The organism is Cellulomonas fimi (assembly GCF_012952065.1).
Taxonomy (GTDB): domain Bacteria; phylum Actinomycetota; class Actinomycetes; order Actinomycetales; family Cellulomonadaceae; genus Pengzhenrongella; species Pengzhenrongella fimi_A.
On record NZ_JABCJJ010000006.1, the window covers coordinates 1 to 18474 of the forward strand.

Below are 18474 nucleotides of genomic sequence, written 5' to 3' on the forward strand. Positions count from 1 at the left end.
CGGACAAGACCAAGCAGCGCGCCCTGACCCAACTCCGCCAGCTCGGCTACGACGTCACCCTCAACCCACTACCCGCCACCGGCTGACGCCCGTAGCGCCCGTGGCCTGGCAGCCATCTTCATGTCAGGCATGCCGAGAGCAGTGATAGATCACAATGCGATCGACACCGAAGAGACCCGATCCTGAACTCGGTGTGACCGCCAAGCCGGCCCGGCCGGCGCCATCGCCCAGCCGCACCACGGTGACCCTCGCGCGTCACCGGACGATGGCAGCGAGCCGGCGGAAGTCGTGTTCGGGGCCCCGTGGGAACTTCGCGACGTGACGATGCCGCCACGGGCGGTGATCACGAGTCGACCGGTGTGCGAGGAGCGTCGCAGCTTCGCCGGTGACCTCCAGGACGTCGCCGCCGTGCGACGACCAAGGGATAGTCGCTCTCCGAGCCTCCGCCCGGCTCGAGTCCTCCTGAGCCACCGATGCCGTCGTGGATGCGCCATCGAAGGCGATCGTGCGCTCGTCGACCACGACATCGCCGTGGCGCCGGCGGTACGCGAGGGCGCCTCCCATGGTGACCACGGTCCCGCCTTGTGGCCGCGCGCACGCGAGACGCGCCTCACCGACCTGACGGTGAGGGCCGCTCGGGCTTTCGGCCGGTCACTGTCGGTTGAGTTGCGCCGGCCCACGACGCACGCATTCGGCCGTCCACGCGAACATCTCGTCGAAGAAGCGCTGCCGCGCGACGGGACCTGACAGCGCGAGGTCGTGGACGCCGTCGGGGATCTGGACGACGGTGACGTCGCTCCCCAGGCCAGGCGCCCGCGCGACCATGTCCTCGACGCCGAGCACGCTGTCGGTCGTCCCGAGGTCGGGGTGCCAGCGGTCGTAGGGGCCGCTCGCCGTCGAGCAGCAGACCAGCACGGGCACGTCGATCTCGAGGCCCTGGGCGATCCGCCGGTGCGCGCGTCGCACGGTGCGCAGCCACCCGGCGCGCACGGGGAAGCCCTGGTGCGGCTTCCAGGTGAGGTCGAAGTCCCACGCACCGCCCGACTCACGGTGGAGGCTCCTGCCGTAGTCCGAGCCGAGCCTCCCGACCACCAGCTGCGGCGCCACGCGACCGACGACGTCGACCGCCCGCGTCACCGGCCCCCGGTAGACCCAGCTCCGGTTGAGCTCGAACCAGGGGCTGTTGAGCACCACCGCGTCGATCAGGCCACGCCCACGCTCGGCGTGGGCCCACAGGCTGGCGAGCAGTCCACCGGTCGAGTGCCCGAGCACCACGAGGACGTCGTGGCCGTCGCGCTCGCGGACGATCCGGGCGGCGGCGTCGAGCTCCTCGAGGTGGTCGCGCAGGTCGGTCACGTAGTTGGGCGTCTGCCACGGGCGCAGCGAACGCCCGTACTTGCGCAGATCGAGCGCGTAGAAGTCGTAGCCCTGCTCGGCCCACGCGTCGCCGAGGTGCGTCTGGAAGAAGTAGTCGACGAACCCGTGGACGTAGAGCACCGCGCGCCGGGTCGGGGGTCCGACGGCGTCCCGGCGCACCAGGGTCGCGACGACCTCGCCCTCGGCGTCGGGGCGAAGGAGGAGGGTGCGGGCGGTCCACCCGGGGCCGAGGACGTCCGGCGCAGCGTCGTGGGTGCCGGCCGTGTCCTGGGTGCCGGCTTGGCGGGTCTCAGGCGGGTGCGGGGCCATGCGCGATCGTGGCATGCGCTCCCGCTCGGCGTCTCTCCCACGCGCCTCGGCCACCGGGCGAGACCGCCACCTGTTGCGTGCCGCACCGGGCGCAACGAGGCTGGATCGTCCGGATCCCCTGCATCGAGGAGGCACTGCCATGGCCACGACGGTCGCGAGCATCACGCACATCAGCGCACGGTCGGAGACGAGCTTCGAGGACGCGATCCAGGGCGGGATCGAGCGCGCATCGAGCACGCTCCGCAACGTCCAGGGCGCCTGGGTGAAGGACCAGAAGGTCGAGATCTCGGACGGCCGGATCACGGCGTACCAGGTCATGCTCGAGGTGACGTTCGTCCTCGAGGGCTGACGGCGCGGGAGAGCTGACGACGTCACCGAGCTGACGGCGCCACAGCCTGCCGTTCCAGAGCTGTCAGAGCCCGGCGACCCTCACGGGGGCACCGGGCTCTGACAGGTCCTGCGCGCCGTCAGGCCTTGACCGCGACCACCGGGCAGTTCGCATCGAGCAGGATCTGCTGCGCGTTGCTGCCGAGGAGCAGCTTGCCGACCGGGCTGCGACGACGCAGGCCGATGACGATCATCGAGGCGCCCAGCTCCTCCGCGAGGCCGACGAGCTCCTCGGCCGGCTCCTTGCCGCGCACCAGCTGCCGGATCGTGTGCTTGACGCCCTGCTGGGTGAGGTCGGCGCCGACCTTCTCCAGGTCGCTCGACCGCACCATCGTGTCCTCGGGGTGAGCGCCCGAGCCGATGTTGACGATGACGAGGTCGTCACCGTGCGCGCCCGCCTCGGTGATGGCGTGCCGCAGTGCCGCCTGCCCCTCGGGCTTGTCCGTGTACCCGACGATGATCGACATGCGCGGTCCTCTCTCCTGCGGGGCAGCGTCGGGTTCGAGCCGACGCCGCGGTTCCTTGCTGATCCTGCCAGTACCCGGCCGGTCACGAGGGCCGACGAAGGTCCCGGTCTCCTCCCACTCCGCGCATCACCGCTGCATCCTCGCGTGCGGGAGCGGGAGCGGGAGCGGGAGTGGGAGCGGGAGCGCGACCGCGCTCCCCCACGTGACGTCGTCGGGCGCGGTCGGTGCGGCCAGGAGGTAGCCGGTGACGGCGTCGGCGCCGACGTCGGTGAGCGCATGCAGCTGCTCGGTGGTCTCGACCCCCTCGGCGATCACGTGCGCCCCGATCGAGTGGGCGAGGCTGACGATGCCGGTGAGCATCGCGTCGCCCGTCGGGGTGCCGACGGCCGCGACGAAGGACTGGTCGATCTTGATGACGTCGACGGGCATGCGAGCCAGGCGGGACAGCGAGCTGTAGCCGGTCCCGAAGTCGTCGATCGCGACCGCGATCCCCAGGTCCTGCACCGCGCGCAGGTTCTCGACGAGCCGCCCGCCGTCGGCGACGGTCGACTCGGTCACCTCGATGCCGAACCGCTCGGGCGGGACGCCGGCTGCCGCGAGGTGCCGGACGAGGATCTCCTCGAGGCCGGGCAGCGCGAGCTGGCGGGCCGAGACGTTGACCCAGACCCGCATGTCGGGCACGTGGGCCCACCGCGCCGCCTGCGCCGCCGCGTGCGCGATGACACGCTCCCCGAGCGTGAGGATCAGTCCGGACTCCTCCGCGACCGCCACGAAGTCGGACGCGTGGATGAGCCCTCGCTCGGGGTGGTGCCAGCGCGCGAGCGCCTCGACGTGCGACACGGAGCCCGTCGTGAGGCTGAACGCCGGCTGGTAGTGCAGCGTCAGTTCGTCGCGGTGCGTGAGCGCCTGGCGCAGGTCCCGCTCGATGCCGACCCGCTCGACGACCTCGCGGTGCAGCCCCTCGTCGAACCAGGCGAAGCCGTCCCGCCCCGCGTCCTTGACGCGGTAGAGCGCGGCGTCCGCCTCGCGGAGCAGGGTGTCGATGTCCGACGCCGCGTCGGCGCGCGCGATCCCGACGCTGACCGTCACGGGCAGCAGCGCACGCCCGACGGCGACCGGTTCACCGCTCGTCGCGACGATCCGGCGCGCGAGGTCCTCGACGCGGTCGACGGGCGAGTCCTGCAGCACGATGACGAACTCGTCCCCGCCGAACCGCGCGAGCAGGTCGCTCGAGCGCACGAGCGACCGCAGCCGATCGGCGACGACCGCGAGCAGCTGGTCGCCCACGACGTGGCCGAGCGTGTCGTTGACCAGCTTGAACCGGTCGAGGTCGATGAACATCACCGACAGCGAGGCGTGCGGGTTCTCGGTGAGCGTGCGCGCGATCTGCTCGAGCAGGCCCCAGCGGTTGAGCAGGCCGGTCACGGTGTCATGGGTCGCGCGCTCGGCGAGCTCGACCTGGGCGCGCTCGGCCGCCGCGCGGGCCGAGCGCTCGCGGCTCAGCAGCAGCTCGCGCTCCTGCCGGGCGGCGTACCGCTCGGCGACGTCGCGGAAGTACACGGCCATGCCGCCGCCGTGCAGCGGGTAGGCGCGCACCTCGCAACGGAGGGTGGTCGGGTTGTAGAAGGCCTCGAACTCCGTGGGCTCGCCGGTGCGCATGACGGTGCGGTAGTGCCGCTCGAACGTCGTGCCGACGAGCTCCGCGAAGCTCTCCCAGAAGTCGGTGCCCACGGTCGCCCACCGGTCGATCCGCATCAGCTGCTCGGCGCGACCGTTGACGTAGGTGACCATCCAGTTCTTGTCGACCGCAAAGTACGCGTCGCTGATGGACTCGAGCGTGTCGATCACGGTGGCGGCGGCCCGCTGCATGTCGCCCGCGCGCTCGACCAGCTCGGCGAGCCGCGAGCGGTCGTGCAGCAGGACGATCGCCCGACGCTCGGGGTCGCTCGGCACGACCGTCGAGGTGACCTCCACCTCGACGGTCGAGCCGTCGGGGCGCCGCAGGCGCAGCTCGCCGCGGAAGTACCCCTCGGAGTCCCGCAGCGAGATCGCCCCGGGCCAGCGGGCATCGGTCGGGTCCTGCACCGCGGCGCGGCTCAGGCCGCGCACCTCGTCCTGGTCCCGTCCGAGCAGGCGGCACGCCGCCGGGTTCGCCGACAGGACCGAGCCGTCCTCGGCCGTGATCACGACGCCGTCCGTGCTGCGAGTGAACAGGAGCGACTCTGCCTCGGGCTCCGCCTCTGCCTCGGGCTCTGCCTCTGTCCCGGACTCCGCCTCTGCCCCGGACTCCGCCTCGGTCGTGGGCGCCGCACCGACTGGGCGTACGGTCACGGGGTCCTCTCCGGTGGCTTCAGCGGGGCTTGCGGTTCAGCGGGGCTTGCGGTTCAGCGGGGCGCCCGCCAGATGGTATGACCACCGGCGATCGTGACACGGGACCTCTGGCGGCGCGCGGGCGGCTCCCCGGCGTCACCTGAACGGCCCTGGCCCGGGGGGGTGGAGCTCCGGGCCTCGCGACTCCTCGGACGTCGTCGACCCTCCCTCGCCGAAGGACAGCAGCGGCTCCGTAGCGGCCACGACACGCGGACGCGGCGGCGAGGCGGCAGAATTGAGTGGAACACGCTCAACTCTGCGGGAGTTGTACCGACTGGAGCGCCGCCGTCGGGCAGTGCGCGACCCGACCAGCCGCAGAACCGGAGGACCGGAGGACCCATGGACGCCAAGCTCACCACCCGCACGCAGGAAGCCCTCAGCGACGCCATCCAGCAGGCGACCGCCGCGGGCAACCCGCAGCTCGAGCCGGCGCACCTGCTGAACGCACTGCTCGCCCAGCAGGACGGGATCGCGGCCGGCCTCCTCGACGCCGTCGGCGCGGACCGCTCGGCGCTCGGACGCCACGTCCGTGCGGCACTCGTCGCGCTGCCTGCCGCGAGCGGGTCGGCCGTCACCCAGCCGACGCCGTCGCGCGCGACCTCGGCCGTGCTCGACGCCGCCCGGACCGAGGCGCAGGCGCTCGGCGACGAGTACATCTCGACCGAGCACCTCCTGCTCGGGATCGCGGCGGGGCGGTCGTCCGCCGCCCAGGCGCTGCACTCGGTCGGCGCGCGGCCGGAGGTGCTGCGCGAGGCCCTTCCGGCCGTGCGCGGGTCGGCGCGCGTGACGAGCCCCCACCCTGAGGGCACGTTCAAGGCGCTCGAGCAGTACGGCGTCGACCTCACGCAGGCGGCGCGCGACGGCAAGCTCGACCCCGTCATCGGGCGCGACAACGAGATCCGCCGCGTGGTGCAGGTGCTCTCGCGCCGGACCAAGAACAACCCGGTGCTCATCGGCGAGCCGGGCGTCGGCAAGACGGCGGTCGTCGAGGGGCTCGCTCAGCGCATGGTCGCGGGGGACGTGCCCGACTCGCTCAAGGAGAAGCGCCTCGTGTCGCTCGACCTGGCGGCGATGGTCGCGGGCGCCAAGTTCCGCGGCGAGTTCGAGGAGCGCCTCAAGGCGGTGCTCGAGGAGATCAAGGGCTCCGACGGGCAGGTCGTCACGTTCATCGACGAGCTGCACACCGTGGTCGGCGCCGGTGCGGCCGAGGGCAGCATGGACGCGGGCAACATGCTCAAGCCGATGCTCGCGCGCGGCGAGCTGCGCCTCGTCGGCGCCACGACGCTCGACGAGTACCGCGAGCGGATCGAGAAGGACCCCGCGCTCGAGCGCCGGTTCCAGCAGGTCTTCGTCGACGAGCCCAGCGTCGAGGACACGATCGCGATCCTGCGCGGGCTCAAGGAGCGGTACGAGGCGCACCACAAGGTGACGATCGCGGACGCCGCGCTGGTCGCGGCCGCGACGCTCTCGCACCGGTACATCCCCGGGCGCCAGCTGCCCGACAAGGCGATCGACCTGGTCGACGAGGCGGCGTCGCGCCTGCGCATGGAGCTCGACTCGTCGCCCGTCGAGATCGACGTGCTGCGTCGCGCGGTCGACCGCCTGCTCATGGAGGAGCTCGCGCTCGAGAACGCGGACGACCCGGCGTCGGCCGAGCGGCTCGAGAAGATCCGCGCCGACCTCGCCGACCGGCGCGAGGAGCTCGGCGCCCTGACCGCGCGATGGGAGTCCGAGAAGGCCGGGCACAACCGGGTCGGTGAGCTGCGCGCGAAGCTCGACGAGCTGCGCGGCGCGGCCGAGCGCGCACTCCGCGAGGGTGACCTCGCGACCGCGAGCCGCCTCAACTACGGCGAGATCCCCACGATCGAGAAGGAGATCGCCGCTGCCGAGGAGAGCGAGCAGCGCGCGACGCTCGAGGGCGCCGTCGGCCCGGCCCGCGAGCCGATGATCGCCGACAAGGTGGGGGCCGACGAGGTGGCCGAGGTCGTGGCCGCCTGGACCGGCATCCCCACCGGGCGCCTGCTCGAGGGTGAGAGCGGCAAGCTGCTCCGGATGGAGGAGGTGCTCGGCGAGCGCCTCATCGGCCAGCGGAAGGCGGTCCAGGCCGTGTCCGACGCCGTCCGCCGCGCTCGTGCGGGCGTCTCCGACCCGGACCGGCCCACGGGCTCGTTCCTGTTCCTCGGCCCGACGGGCGTCGGCAAGACCGAGCTCGCCAAGGCGCTCGCGGACTTCCTGTTCGACGACGAGCGCGCCATCGTGCGCATCGACATGTCGGAGTACTCCGAGAAGCACTCGGTCGCCCGGCTCGTCGGGGCGCCGCCCGGGTACGTCGGCTACGAGGAGGGCGGCCAGCTCACGGAGGCGGTGCGGCGACGGCCGTACTCGGTCGTGCTGCTCGACGAGGTCGAGAAGGCGCACCCCGAGGTGTTCGACATCCTGCTGCAGGTGCTCGACGACGGGCGCCTGACCGACGGGCAGGGCCGCACGGTGGACTTCCGCAACACGATCCTCGTGCTGACGTCCAACCTCGGGTCGCAGTTCCTCGTCGACCCGCTGCTCGACGACGCGGCCAAGCGCGAGGCCGTGATGGGGGCCGTCCGAGGTGCTTTCAAGCCGGAGTTCCTCAACCGGCTCGACGACGTGGTCCTGTTCGACGCGCTGTCGCTCGCGGAGCTCGGGCAGATCGTGGACCTGCAGGTCGCGCGGCTCGGCGACCGGTTGGCCGAGCGGCGGCTCACGCTCGAGGTCACGCACGCGGCGAGCGAGTGGCTCGCGATCGAGGGCTTCGACCCGGCGTACGGCGCCCGGCCGCTGCGGCGGCTCGTCCAGCGCGAGATCGGCGACCGGCTCGCCCGGATGCTGCTCGCCGGGGAGGTGCACGACGGCCAGACCGTCGTCGTGGACCGCGCCGCCCCGGACACCGGCGAGGGCCTCGCACTCGCCGTCCGCTGACGACGGTCCGCTCGTCGTGTCAGGGTGACGTTCCGCCGCTCATCCGCGCCCGATGACCGGCGGAACGTCACCCTCGGCGCGCGGGTGAGCGCGGGTGAGCGCGGGTCGGCGTGGGTGAGCGCGGGTCAGCGCGGGAGGTCCACCGTGCCGTCGAGGAACGAGCCGGTGACCGGGTCGGGCGTGCGCAGGAGGCACAGCCCGGTCCGGTCGCCGCGCGCCCACGAGTCCTCGGTCGGCGCCCAGACCAGCGCGGTCACGCCGGCGTCGGCCTCGGCGTCGGTCACCTCGCAACCGACGGCGACGCGACGGTCGGCGGCCACCTGGCCGGGCCAGCGCGCGTCGGCCGCGAACCGGTACTCGGACACGACCTGAGCGGCGTGCGGCTCACCGCACGGCACGACCTGCACGACGTCGATCTCCCCGTCGGGCGGTAGTGCGCCGACGCAGTGACCGGTGACGAGCTGACGCGCGCGGGCGTCGACCGGCTCGGCGACGTCGAGCCCGAGCGGCTGGGCCAGCCCCGCGAGCTGGACCGCGAGCACGACGAGGACGACCTGCGCGAGCGTCCACGCAGCGCCGATCACGACCCCCGCGATCGCGAGCCCGCGCCCGCGCGACGCGCCTCGTCCGATCCGGCGGAGTGCGGCGATCCCGAGCCCGATCCCCACGACACCGATCCCGAGCAGCGCGGTCACGGACGCGGCGACCGCGAACCCGTCGACCGGGGGCCGAGCCGGCTGCCAGCCGGGTGCGTAGTAGGGCGCGTCCGGCGCGGCGAAGTACTCGTGGCTCACGGCGCCAGGTTCGCCGTTCCCTCGAGGTAGGAGCCGGTGATCTCGCTCAGGTCGTTGCCGACGAGGCACAGCAGCGTCCGGTCCCCCTGGTCCCAGGACTCCTCCGACGGCACGAGCCAGGTGTAGTAGCCGCCCTCGTCCCAGTGCCCGGCGGTCACGGCGGATTCCGCCTCCTCGAGGCACCAGGCGTCCGCCTCGACCTCGAGCGCCTCGTCCCCCGGGAAGGTCATGGCCCCCGACTGTGCCGATGCGATGACCTCCTCACCGTGCGGCAGGAAGCACGAGACCACCGTGACGGCGTCGATCGCGTCGTCGCCCCAGCCGATCGGCTCGCGGAGGCAGTCGCCGACCAGGAGCGAGGTGGCGTCGACCTGACCCGGCGAGCCCCAGTCCCCGCCGGTGTCGCGGCCCGCACCGGCGCCCTCGCGCAGGCCCTCCTCCCAGCCCTCCTCGAAGCTCGCGGCGAAGCCGCCGGACGCGTCGTCGAACGCCACGCTGAACCACGCGACGAGGAAGGCCGTGAGGAGCAGCCCCGCGAGCGTCACGAGCCCGCCGACGACGACGCCGGCGATCGCGAGCCCCCGTCCCTGGGTGCCGTCGCGCTTGATCTGCCGCAGGGCGACGATGCCCAGCACGAGGCCGACCGGCGCCGTCAGGCCCACGAGGAACGCGGACAAGCTCGTGACGAGCGACGCGATCGCCAGGCCGTTGGTCGGCGGCGGCCCGTAACCCGGCGGAGCGCCGTAGCCGGGTGCGACGACGTAGGGCGACGACGCGGCGTACGCGGGCGCGGCGTACGCGGGCCCGGCGTCGTAGGGCGAAGTCGTTCCGTACGCCGGCGCGCTGCCGTACGCCGGCGCGCTGCCGTACGCCGGAGTGCTGCCGTACGGCGGCGGCGGGGGCGGCGCCGCGTGCGGCGGCACGGAGTGACCCGCGTCGTCCGGTGTGGCCGGCGGCGGCGCGGTGGGCGGCGTGCTCATGCCGATGAACCTAGTGGCGGTCGGGGGCTCACCGGGACGACCCGGTGGGATTGCGCCCGGTGGGATTCCGCCCGGTGGCCCGACGGAATCCCCCGGTCGGCCCTCGTTCCGCCCCCACGCGCGGCAGCCTGCTCCTCCGTCGTCGTACTCACTCGGCGAGGTCGAGGACGACCGGGACGTGGTCGGAGGGGCTCCTGCCCTTGCGCTCGTCGCGCTCGATCGTCACCACCTCGGCGCGCTTGGCGACCGTCGGCGACACGTACGCGAAGTCGATCCGCATGCCCTCGTTCCGGGGGAACCGGAGCCGCTGGTAGTCCCAGTAGGTGTACCGGCGCTCCTCGGGGACGAGCTCGCGCGTGATCTCGGTGTAGCCGGCGGACGCGAAGGCGGCGAACGCCGCGCGCTCGGGTGGGGTGACGTGCGTCTGTCCGGCGAACGCGGCCAGGTCCCAGACGTCCGTGTCCGTCGGCGCCACGTTCCAGTCGCCCATGAGCGCGACCTGCGCCATCGGGTCACCTGACTCGGGCGAGATCCACTCGGCCGCGCGGTCCTTGAGCTGCCGGAGGAACTCGAGCTTGTAGTCGTAGTGCGGGTTGCCGAGCGCGCGTCCGTGCGGCACGTAGAGGCTCCACACCCGCACCCCGCCACAGGTCGCACCGATCGCCCGCGCCTCGAGCACCGGCACCTCGCCGAAGGTGGGCTGCCCGGGGAAGCCTCGCTCGACGTCGTGCAGCCCGACGCGCGACACGACGGCGACGCCGTTCCACTGGCTGAAGCCGAACGTCGCGACCTCATAGCCCGCTGCCTCGAACGCCTCGCGGGGGAACTGCTCGTCCTTGCACTTGGTCTCCTGGAGCGCGAGCACGTCGGTGCCCGTGCGCTCGAGGAAGGCGATCGCGCGGTCCGTGCGAGAGCGGACCGAGTTGATGTTCCACGTGGCCAGGCGCATGGCGTCAGGCTAGCCGGGGCTACCCACAGGCCTCGGCGTCGTCTCCCGTCGGCCCGCGCGACGCCCCGGTCTGCGGGACGGGTGTCGGGGGCCACCCGTAGGCTGACCGCCATGGCTACCGCACTGATCACCGGCGCAAGCGCCGGCCTCGGCCTGGAGTTCGCGTGGCAGCTCGCCACGGCCCACCACGACCTCGTGCTGGTCGCACGCGACAGCGAGCGGCTCGAGCGCCTCGCGGCCCAGCTCCACGCGGCAGCGGGCGTGCACGTCGAGGTCCTCCCGGCCGACCTGTCCGAGCGGGACGACGTCGAGCGGGTCGCCGAGCGGCTGCGCTCGGGCGAGCGGCCCGTGGGTCTGCTCGTCAACAACGCGGGCTTCGCGATCCACCAGCGGTTCGTCGGGGGCGACGTCGCGCGCGAGGAGCGCGCCTTCGACGTCATGGTCCGCGCGGTCCTGGTGCTGTCCCACGCGGCCGCGGGCACGATGGCGGGGCGCGGGCGGGGAGCGATCCTCAACGTCGCGTCGGTGGCGGCGCTGATGGCCTCGGGCACGTACTCGGCGCACAAGGCCTGGGTCCGGTCGTTCACCGAGGGTCTCGCGGTCGAGCTCAAGGGCACCGGCGTCTCCGCGACGGTCCTGTGCCCCGGGTTCGTCCACACCGAGTTCCACGAGCGCGGGAACGTCGACATGACGTCGTACCCCGAGATCGCGTGGCTCAACGCCGACTCGGTGGTGGCGACCGCGCTCGCGGACGTGCGCCGCGGCGTCGTCATCTCCACCCCGAGCCTGCGCTACCGGGTGGTGTCCGGCGTCGTGCGGATGCTGCCACGGAGCGCGGTCCGTGCGATCGGCAAGTACCGCAAGGCGGTCGAGGCGCCCGACGACGGCGTCTCGAGCTGAGCACGGTCTCGAGCTGAGGACGCGTCGGTACCCTGTCGCACGTGACCGGACCCGACCCCACCCTGCTCTCCCCGACGCCGCGAGAGCAGCTCCGTGACCTGATCGTCGAGCTCGCCGTCGTGCGCGGGCGCGTGACCCTGTCGTCCGGTCGCGAGGCCGACTACTACGTCGACCTGCGTCGCGTCACGCTGCACCACCGGGCGGCGCCGCTGGTCGGGCACGTCCTGCTGGACCGGCTCGAGGAGGTCGGGCTCGGCACGGCGGAGGTCGACGCCGTCGGCGGCCTCACGCTCGGGGCCGACCCGGTCGCGACGGCGCTGCTGCACGCGGCGGCGTCGCGGGGGCAGGACCTCGACGCGTTCGTGGTGCGCAAGGAGGCGAAGGCGCACGGTATGCAGCGCCGGGTCGAGGGACCCGACATCGCGGGGCGCCGTGTCGTCGTGCTCGAGGACACGTCGACGACGGGGGCGTCGCCGATCGCCGCGGTCGAGGCCGCGCGCGAGGCGGGCGCGGAGGTGCTCGGCGTCGCGGTCATCGTGGACCGGGCGACCGGTGCGCGGGAGAGGATCGAGGCGCTCGGCGTCCCGTACCACTCCCTCTACGACCTCGCGGACCTGGGCCTGTGACCCGCTGAGGTGTCAGACGCAGCGCGCGCTCCGGGGCGCGCACGGTCTGACACGTCGGGTGGAGCGGGGGATTGTCAGGCGTGGCGCGGGCGTGGCCGCGCGCACGGTCTGACACGTCCGGTGGAGCGGGCGGGGGTGCCGGGCAGAAGGGCTCAGACGAGCGCGACCAGGTCCGCGATCGAGTCGACCACCGCGCCGGGGCGGAACGGGAAGCGGTTGACGTCGTCGGCCCGGGTCGAGCCCGTGAGCACCAGGTACGTCGCCAGCCCCGCCTCGATCCCGGCGACGATGTCGGTGTCCATGCGGTCGCCGACCATCGCGGTGTGCTCGGAGTGCGCGTCGATCCGGTTGAGCGCCGACCGGAACATCATCGGGTTCGGCTTCCCGACGAAGTACGGGTCGCGCCCGGTCGCGCGCGTGATGAGTGCCGCCACGGCACCGGTCGCGGGCAGGTCGCCGGCGGCGCTCGGCCCGGTCGGGTCGGGGTTCGTGGCGATGAACCGCGAGCCGCCCTGGATGAGCCGGATCGCCTTGGTGATCGCCTCGAACGAGTACGTGCGGGTCTCGCCGAGCACGACGTAGTCGGGGTCCGCATCCGTGAGCGTGTACCCCGCCTCGTAGAGCGCGGTCGTGAGCCCCGCCTCGCCGATCACGTACGCGCTGCCGCCCGGCACCTGGTCGTCGAGGAACCTCGCGGTCGCCATCGCCGAGGTCCAGATGGCGCCCTCCGGCACGTCGATCCCGGTGGCGGCGAGGCGGGCCCGAAGGTCCCGCGGCGTGAAGATCGAGTTGTTCGTGAGGATCAGGAACGGCCGCTCCTTGTCCCGCAGCGCCGCGACGAACTCCGCCGCGCCGGAGATCGCGTGACCCTCGTGGACGAGCACGCCGTCCATGTCGGACAGCCAGCTGTGGATCTCGCGCGTCACGCCGTCAGCCTCCGATGTCCTCGCGCTCGACCCGCGCGCGTTCGTGTTGCTCGTCGTACGCCGGGTTCCGCTTCGCGCTGCGGGCCCGCAGCAGCTCGACCGCGACCGGGATCAGGGACAGTCCCACGATCAGGACGAGGATCGCCTCGATGTTGTCCTTGACGAACGTGATCTGCCCGAGGAAGTACCCGAGCACCGTGACGCCGACGCCCCACAGCAGCGCACCGATGACGTTGTACGAGACGAAGTGCCGGTAGTTCATTTTCCCGATCCCGGCGGCGACGGGCGCGAAGGTCCGCACGAACGGCACGAACCGGGCCACGATGATCGTCCGCCCGCCGTACCTGTCGAAGTACGCGTAGGTCTGGTCGATGTACTGCTGCTTGAAGATCCGCGAGTCCGGCTTGTTGAACAGCTTGGGCCCGGCCTTGCGTCCGATGAAGTACGCCACCTGGTCACCGATGAACGCCGCGAGGAAGATCAGCAGGCACAGCAGCCACAGCGGGAAGTTCAGCTCGTCCTGCGCGACGAGCAGCCCGGCCGTGAACAGCAGCGAGTCACCTGGCAGGAACGGGAACAGCAGCCCGGTCTCGATGAACACCACGAGCACGATGCCGATGAGCGCGTACGGCCCGAACGACGCGATCAGCGTGTCCGCCTGCATCCACTCGGGCCCGATGGCGGGCAGCGGGCCGGCTGCGGGCAGCGCCGCGGTCAGCTCGGCGGGCAGGGCGGCGAGGGTCGTCAGATCGAGCACGGGTTCCAGGGTACGGGTCCGTTAGTGTCGGGCGCCGTGCGGGACGAATCGACGGACGACGACGCCGCTCCACCCGACGCCGTTCCCCCCGACGCCGCACCGCTCGAGATCGGCGTCGGCCCCTGGCCCGGCGGGCCGGACGCCTGGCCCGACGACCCCCGCTACGACCGCGAGCTGCTCGCCCACGGCGACCGCCGCAACGTCGTCGACCGGTACCGCTACTGGTCGCTCGAGGCGATCGTCGCGGACCTCGACACGCGCCGGCACCCGTTCCACGTGGCGATCGAGAACTGGGCGCACGACCTCAACATCGGCTCGGTCGTCCGCACGGCCAACGCGTTCGCCGCGGCCGAGGTGCACGTCGTGGGTCGACGCCGCTGGAACCGGCGGGGCGCGATGGTCACCGACCGCTACCAGCACCTGCGCCACCACCCCGACGTCGACCACCTCCTCGCGTGGGCCGACGACGCCGCGCTGCCCGTGCTCGGGGTCGACAACCTGCCGGGGTCCCGTCCGCTCGAGGGGTACGCGCTGCCGCGTGCGTGCGTGCTGCTCTTCGGGCAGGAGAGCGTCGGCCTGTCCGACGCCGCCCGCGCCGGGGTGCGCGACGTCCTGCACATCGCCCAGTTCGGCTCGACGCGCTCGATCAACGCCGGGGCCGCCGCCGCGATCGCGATGCACGCGTGGGTCGCCCAGCACGCAGGCGTGCCAGACTCGGGGTGAACAGACCCCCGCACAACGCTTGAGGAGAACCGTCGATGGGCATCGCAACCCCCGAGGCATACAACGAGATGATCGACCGCGCGAAGGCGGGACGGTTCGCCTACCCCGCGGTCAACGTCACGTCGTCCTCGACCCTGACCGCCGCGCTCCAGGGCTTCGCCGAGGCCGAGAGCGACGGCATCCTCCAGGTGTCCGTGGGCGGCGCCGAGTACGCGTCCGGCTCCACGGTCAAGGACCGGGTCGCGGGCTCGCTCGCGCTCGCCGCCTACGCGCACGAGGTCGCGAAGGGCTACGGCGTGACCGTGGCGCTCCACACCGACCACTGCGCCAAGCAGAACCTCGACTCGTGGGTCCGCCCGCTCCTCGCGCTCGAGGCCGAGCAGGTCAGGAACGGCGGCCTGCCCACCTTCCAGTCGCACATGTGGGACGGCTCGTCCGTGCCGCTCGACGAGAACCTCGTCATCGCGGAGGAGCTCCTGGAGCTCTCGCGTGCCGCCCGGACGATCCTCGAGATCGAGGTCGGCGTCGTGGGCGGCGAGGAGGACGGCCACATGGCCGAGATCAACGAGAAGCTGTACACGACGGTCGCGGACGGCCTCGCGACGGTCAAGGCGCTCGGGACCGGCGAGAAGGGGCGCTACCTGACCGCCCTGACGTTCGGGAACGTCCACGGCGTCTACAAGCCCGGCGCGGTCAAGCTGCGGCCGTCGATCCTCAAGGAGATCCAGGACGCCGTCGGGCAGTCGGTCGGCAAGGAGAAGCCGTTCGACCTCGTGTTCCACGGCGGTTCCGGCTCGAGCGAGGCCGAGATCGCCGAGGCGGTCGACAACGGCGTCATCAAGATGAACATCGACACCGACACCCAGTACGCGTACACGCGCCCGGTCGCCGGCCACATGTTCACGAACTACGACGGCGTGCTGAAGATCGACGGCGAGGTCGGCAACAAGAAGGCGTACGACCCGCGTGCCTGGGGCAAGCTCGCCGAGGCCGGGCTCGCGGCACGGCTGGTCGAGGCGTGCCAGCAGCTCCGCTCGGCCGGGACGCGCATGTCCTGACCCGGGCTCGACGCCCACCCGACGCAGCAGGGCCCCGCGGCGTACCGCGGGGCCCTGCTCGTCGCTGGTGCCGCTCGTCGCTGGTGCTGCTTATTGCTGGTGGACGGTGCCGGCCCGACCGCTCAGCCGCGCTCCTCGCCCAGGTCCGCCGGGAACGTCATGTCCGAGCCCGGGTCCTCGTCGACGACGTCGAGCAGCTCGCCGATGCGCGTCACCTCGAGGAGGAAGCGCACGGTCGGCGGCACGCGGATCAGGCGGACGCGCGTCGGGCTGCGCGTCGAGAGCCGCGCGAGGAACGCGACGCCGGACGAGTCCATGAACGTGACGTGGTGGGCGTCGACGTCGATCGGGAGCCCCGCGCGCTCGGCGTCGGCGGTGGCCTCCTGGAGGTCCGCGCCGAGGTCGGCGTCGACCTCTCCCGACAGCACGATGCGGGTCCGCTCGGAGCCGACGATGACGTGGACCGAGCCGGGCTCGGAGGCCATCACGGGCGCCCCGAACGACGACGCCGTCGACGCCTCGGTCGGCGTCGTCCCCTCGCCCGTAGGGCTGTTACCGTCCTGCACGATGCTCCTTCTGGTGGCGCCGTTCGGGGAACTCTACGCACGATCTGACCCCAGGCGTCAGTATGTCCCGCTCGAACGCTAGACGATCAGAGGCGGTTGTGGTCAATTTCGTGACGCCCGACCCTCCGGCGCTCTCGCTCGCCGACGTGCGGGACCGGGCCCTCCAGGCGACCGACGTCTCGTTCGTCATCACGGACGCGACCCGCCCGGGCACGCCCATCGTCTGGGTCAACGACGCGTTCACGCGGACCACGGGGTACACCGCCGAGGAGGTCGTCGGCCGTAACCCCAACCTGCTGCGCGGCCCGGCGACCGACGACGTCACCGCGGCGCCGCTGAGCGCGGCGGTCACCGAGGAGCGACCGGGGACCGCGACGGTGCTCAACTACCGCAAGGACGGGCGACCGTTCTGGAACCAGGTCTCGGTCTCGCCCGTCCACGACGACGCCGGGCGGCTGACCCACTGGGTCGGCGTCCAGGTCGACGTGACGGCGCAGGTCGACACCCAGGAGGCGCAGGTCGAGGCCGTCAAGGTCGAGCGGCGCGCGCGCACGGGGCTCGCGATCGTGACCCAGGTGTCGGAGCTGCTCACGGAGCTCAACGACCCGCACATCCTCGCCGACATCGCCGGGCTGCTCCAGCACGAGGTGGTCGTCTGGGCCCGCTTCTACCTCGACGACGGCGGGCTCCACCCGGCCGAGGGCATCGACGCCCACGCCGCGGCCCGGGGTCGCGGACGCCGCCACGGCCCGCCCCCGCACGCGACCGTGCACCAGCTGACCCCCCTCCCCGAGGCCGCCGCCGCGGCGGCCGACGCCGGGCCCGACGCGGTCCAGAAGCTGCTCGACGGCGTCGCCGACGGCCCGCTCGAGCTCGACGTGTCGAGGGTGCCGGACGACGACTCGGCGTCGGGCTGGCTGAGCGGCGAGCTGCGCCCGTCGCTCGTCGCGCTGCCCGGCGCGCCGACGCGTGTCGTCGTGATGCCCATCGGTGGACGACGGCGCGTCCTCGGCCTGCTCGTCGTCGTCCCGTTCGCCGCCGCGGGCGAGGGGCCGGGCGAGGGGCTCGCCGATCTCGACGACAGCGCGCGTACCGTCCTGTACCTCACCGCCCGGCGCGTCGGCATGGCGGTCGACAACGTCCGTCTCTACGCCCGCGAGCACGAGCTCGCCGAGACGCTCCAGCGCGCGATGCTCCCCGAGCAGGCCGAGGTCCAGGGCCTCGACATCTGGACGTACTACGCGCCCAACTCGGAGCACGCCCAGGTGGGCGGCGACTGGTACGACGTGCTGCAGATCGCGCCCGACGTGGTGGGCATCGTGATCGGCGACGTCGTCGGGCACGACGTCGAGGCGGCCGCCTCCATGGGCCAGCTCCGGTCGGTGGTGCGCGCCTACGCGTACGAGATCGAGACGCCGGGACCGGTGCTCGAACGCGTCGACCAGCTCGTGGCCGGCATGCGGATCCCGCGGGCTGCGAGCCTCGTGCTCGCGACGCTCCGGCGCAGCGCGAGCGGGTGGGACCTCGAGTACTCGCGGGCCGGGCACCTGCCCGCCCTCCTCGTGCGCGACGGCCACGCCACCCAGCTCGCGGACGCCCCGGGCCAGCTCGTCGGGTTCGGCGGCCGGCCGCGCGCGACCGGCCGGAGCGACCTGCGGCCCGGTGACGTGCTCATCTTCTACACGGACGGCCTGATCGAGCGGCGCGACCGGTCGCTCCAGGCGGGCATCCAGGCGCTGTGCGACGCGGCCGAGCAGGTCGTGGCGATCGACTCCGCCGGCGTGGGCGAGGAGGTCCTGTCGCGGCTCGCTGACGCGCCCGAGGACGACGTCGCCGTCGTCGTCGTGCGGGTGCCCGACCCCGAGTCCGACCACGACAGGCTCCAGCGCAGCCCGCGCCGGCGCCGGTGGCAGCTGCCGAGCGAGCCCGCCTCGATCGGGCGTGCGCGCCACGCGGTCCTGCGCACGTGCCGCGCATGGGACCTCCCGGATGCGGCGAGCGCCGAGCTCGTGGTGTCCGAGCTCGTCGCGAACGCGGTGCTGCACGGCTGGGGGCACGTCGCGCTGCGGCTGTTCGACACGGGGGACGGGCTGCGGATCGAGGTCGAGGACGCGAACCCCGCGCCGCCCGTGGCGACCGACGGTCACCCCGGGCGCGTCGGCGGGTACGGGATCCAGATCGTCGAGCGGCTCGCGGACTGGGGCTGGCGACCGAGCGGCACCGGCAAGCTCGTCTGGGCGCGCGTCCGCCCGGCCGCCGGCGACGGCTGACCCGGCGGCTCTCACCAGGGTCGGCACGGCTAGGTCCGGCGCGACTAGGTCCGGCGCGGCGAG

16 protein-coding genes are annotated in these 18474 nt (G+C 73.0%); 7 read left to right on the forward strand and 9 right to left on the reverse strand.

From position 1 onward, the window contains the following. Positions 1-651 precede the first annotated feature (651 nt). Positions 652-1686: an alpha/beta hydrolase gene (locus tag HIR71_RS05420; protein WP_169324050.1), complete on the reverse strand. Its 1035-nt coding sequence runs from the start codon at positions 1684-1686 to the stop codon at positions 652-654. A gap of 139 nt (positions 1687-1825) precedes the next feature. Here HIR71_RS05420 and HIR71_RS05425 point away from each other — a divergent pair, with 139 nt between their 5' ends. Continuing rightward, the gene (locus HIR71_RS05425) at positions 1826-2035 is read left to right on the forward strand and encodes a dodecin family protein (protein ID WP_169324051.1); all 210 of its coding nucleotides are present in this window, start codon (positions 1826-1828) and stop codon (positions 2033-2035) included. Between the two features lie 118 nt (positions 2036-2153). Here HIR71_RS05425 and HIR71_RS05430 read toward each other — a convergent pair whose 3' ends face one another. Then, a complete protein-coding gene (locus HIR71_RS05430) occupies positions 2154-2540 on the reverse strand; it encodes a universal stress protein (protein ID WP_169324052.1) in 387 nt (128 codons plus the stop codon). A gap of 126 nt (positions 2541-2666) precedes the next feature. Continuing rightward, complete coding sequence (locus HIR71_RS05435; protein WP_169324053.1) at positions 2667-4871, reverse strand: putative bifunctional diguanylate cyclase/phosphodiesterase; 2205 nt, start codon at positions 4869-4871, stop codon at positions 2667-2669. A 378-nt stretch (positions 4872-5249) separates the two neighbouring features. Here HIR71_RS05435 and clpB point away from each other — a divergent pair, with 378 nt between their 5' ends. Further along, on the forward strand, positions 5250-7862 hold the full coding sequence (gene clpB, locus HIR71_RS05440; RefSeq protein WP_169324054.1) for an ATP-dependent chaperone ClpB: 2613 nt from the start codon (positions 5250-5252) through the stop codon (positions 7860-7862). A 125-nt stretch (positions 7863-7987) separates the two neighbouring features. On the opposite strand, the gene HIR71_RS05445 is transcribed toward clpB, so the two are convergent. From HIR71_RS05445 to HIR71_RS05455, 3 genes are all read right to left on the reverse strand, one after another. Next, the gene (locus HIR71_RS05445; protein ID WP_311836108.1) at positions 7988-8656 is read right to left on the reverse strand and encodes a DUF4190 domain-containing protein; all 669 of its coding nucleotides are present in this window, start codon (positions 8654-8656) and stop codon (positions 7988-7990) included. Then, positions 8653-9636 carry a DUF4190 domain-containing protein gene (locus HIR71_RS05450; protein ID WP_169324055.1) on the reverse strand — a complete coding sequence of 328 codons (984 nt, stop codon included), beginning with the start codon at positions 9634-9636 and terminating at the stop codon, positions 8653-8655. The genes HIR71_RS05445 and HIR71_RS05450 overlap by 4 nt, the downstream gene beginning before the upstream one ends. A 148-nt stretch (positions 9637-9784) precedes the next feature. Further along, entirely contained in the window at positions 9785-10585 is an 801-nt protein-coding gene (locus HIR71_RS05455) for an exodeoxyribonuclease III (RefSeq protein ID WP_169324056.1), read from the reverse strand. A gap of 111 nt (positions 10586-10696) precedes the next feature. On the opposite strand from HIR71_RS05455, the gene HIR71_RS05460 reads away from it, so the two are divergent. Both HIR71_RS05460 and pyrE read left to right on the forward strand, forming a co-directional pair. Continuing rightward, positions 10697-11485, forward strand: coding sequence for an SDR family NAD(P)-dependent oxidoreductase (locus HIR71_RS05460; RefSeq protein WP_169324057.1), 789 nt, complete (start codon positions 10697-10699; stop codon positions 11483-11485). A 41-nt stretch (positions 11486-11526) separates the two neighbouring features. Then, positions 11527-12111, forward strand: coding sequence for an orotate phosphoribosyltransferase (gene pyrE / locus HIR71_RS05465; RefSeq protein WP_311836109.1), 585 nt, complete (start codon positions 11527-11529; stop codon positions 12109-12111). A 152-nt stretch (positions 12112-12263) separates the two neighbouring features. Here the strand turns inward: pyrE and HIR71_RS05470 are convergent, their stop codons facing one another. Beyond that, the gene (locus HIR71_RS05470; RefSeq protein ID WP_169324058.1) at positions 12264-13037 is read right to left on the reverse strand and encodes an HAD-IIA family hydrolase; all 774 of its coding nucleotides are present in this window, start codon (positions 13035-13037) and stop codon (positions 12264-12266) included. 4 nt (positions 13038-13041) lie between these two features. Then, the gene (locus HIR71_RS05475) at positions 13042-13794 is read right to left on the reverse strand and encodes a VTT domain-containing protein (RefSeq protein WP_311836110.1); all 753 of its coding nucleotides are present in this window, start codon (positions 13792-13794) and stop codon (positions 13042-13044) included. 36 nt (positions 13795-13830) lie between these two features. Here HIR71_RS05475 and HIR71_RS05480 point away from each other — a divergent pair, with 36 nt between their 5' ends. Further along, on the forward strand, positions 13831-14517 hold the full coding sequence (locus HIR71_RS05480; RefSeq protein WP_169324059.1) for a TrmH family RNA methyltransferase: 687 nt from the start codon (positions 13831-13833) through the stop codon (positions 14515-14517). A gap of 35 nt (positions 14518-14552) precedes the next feature. Further along, entirely contained in the window at positions 14553-15575 is a 1023-nt protein-coding gene (fbaA, locus tag HIR71_RS05485) for a class II fructose-bisphosphate aldolase (RefSeq protein ID WP_169324060.1), read from the forward strand. A 122-nt stretch (positions 15576-15697) separates the two neighbouring features. Here the strand turns inward: fbaA and HIR71_RS05490 are convergent, their stop codons facing one another. Next, positions 15698-16141: an STAS domain-containing protein gene (locus HIR71_RS05490; RefSeq protein WP_311836111.1), complete on the reverse strand. Its 444-nt coding sequence runs from the start codon at positions 16139-16141 to the stop codon at positions 15698-15700. A 110-nt stretch (positions 16142-16251) separates the two neighbouring features. Between HIR71_RS05490 and HIR71_RS05495 the strand changes: the two genes are divergently transcribed. Next, positions 16252-18411 carry a SpoIIE family protein phosphatase gene (locus HIR71_RS05495; RefSeq protein WP_311836112.1) on the forward strand — a complete coding sequence of 720 codons (2160 nt, stop codon included), beginning with the start codon at positions 16252-16254 and terminating at the stop codon, positions 18409-18411. The last annotated feature ends 63 nt before the right edge of the window (positions 18412-18474 follow it).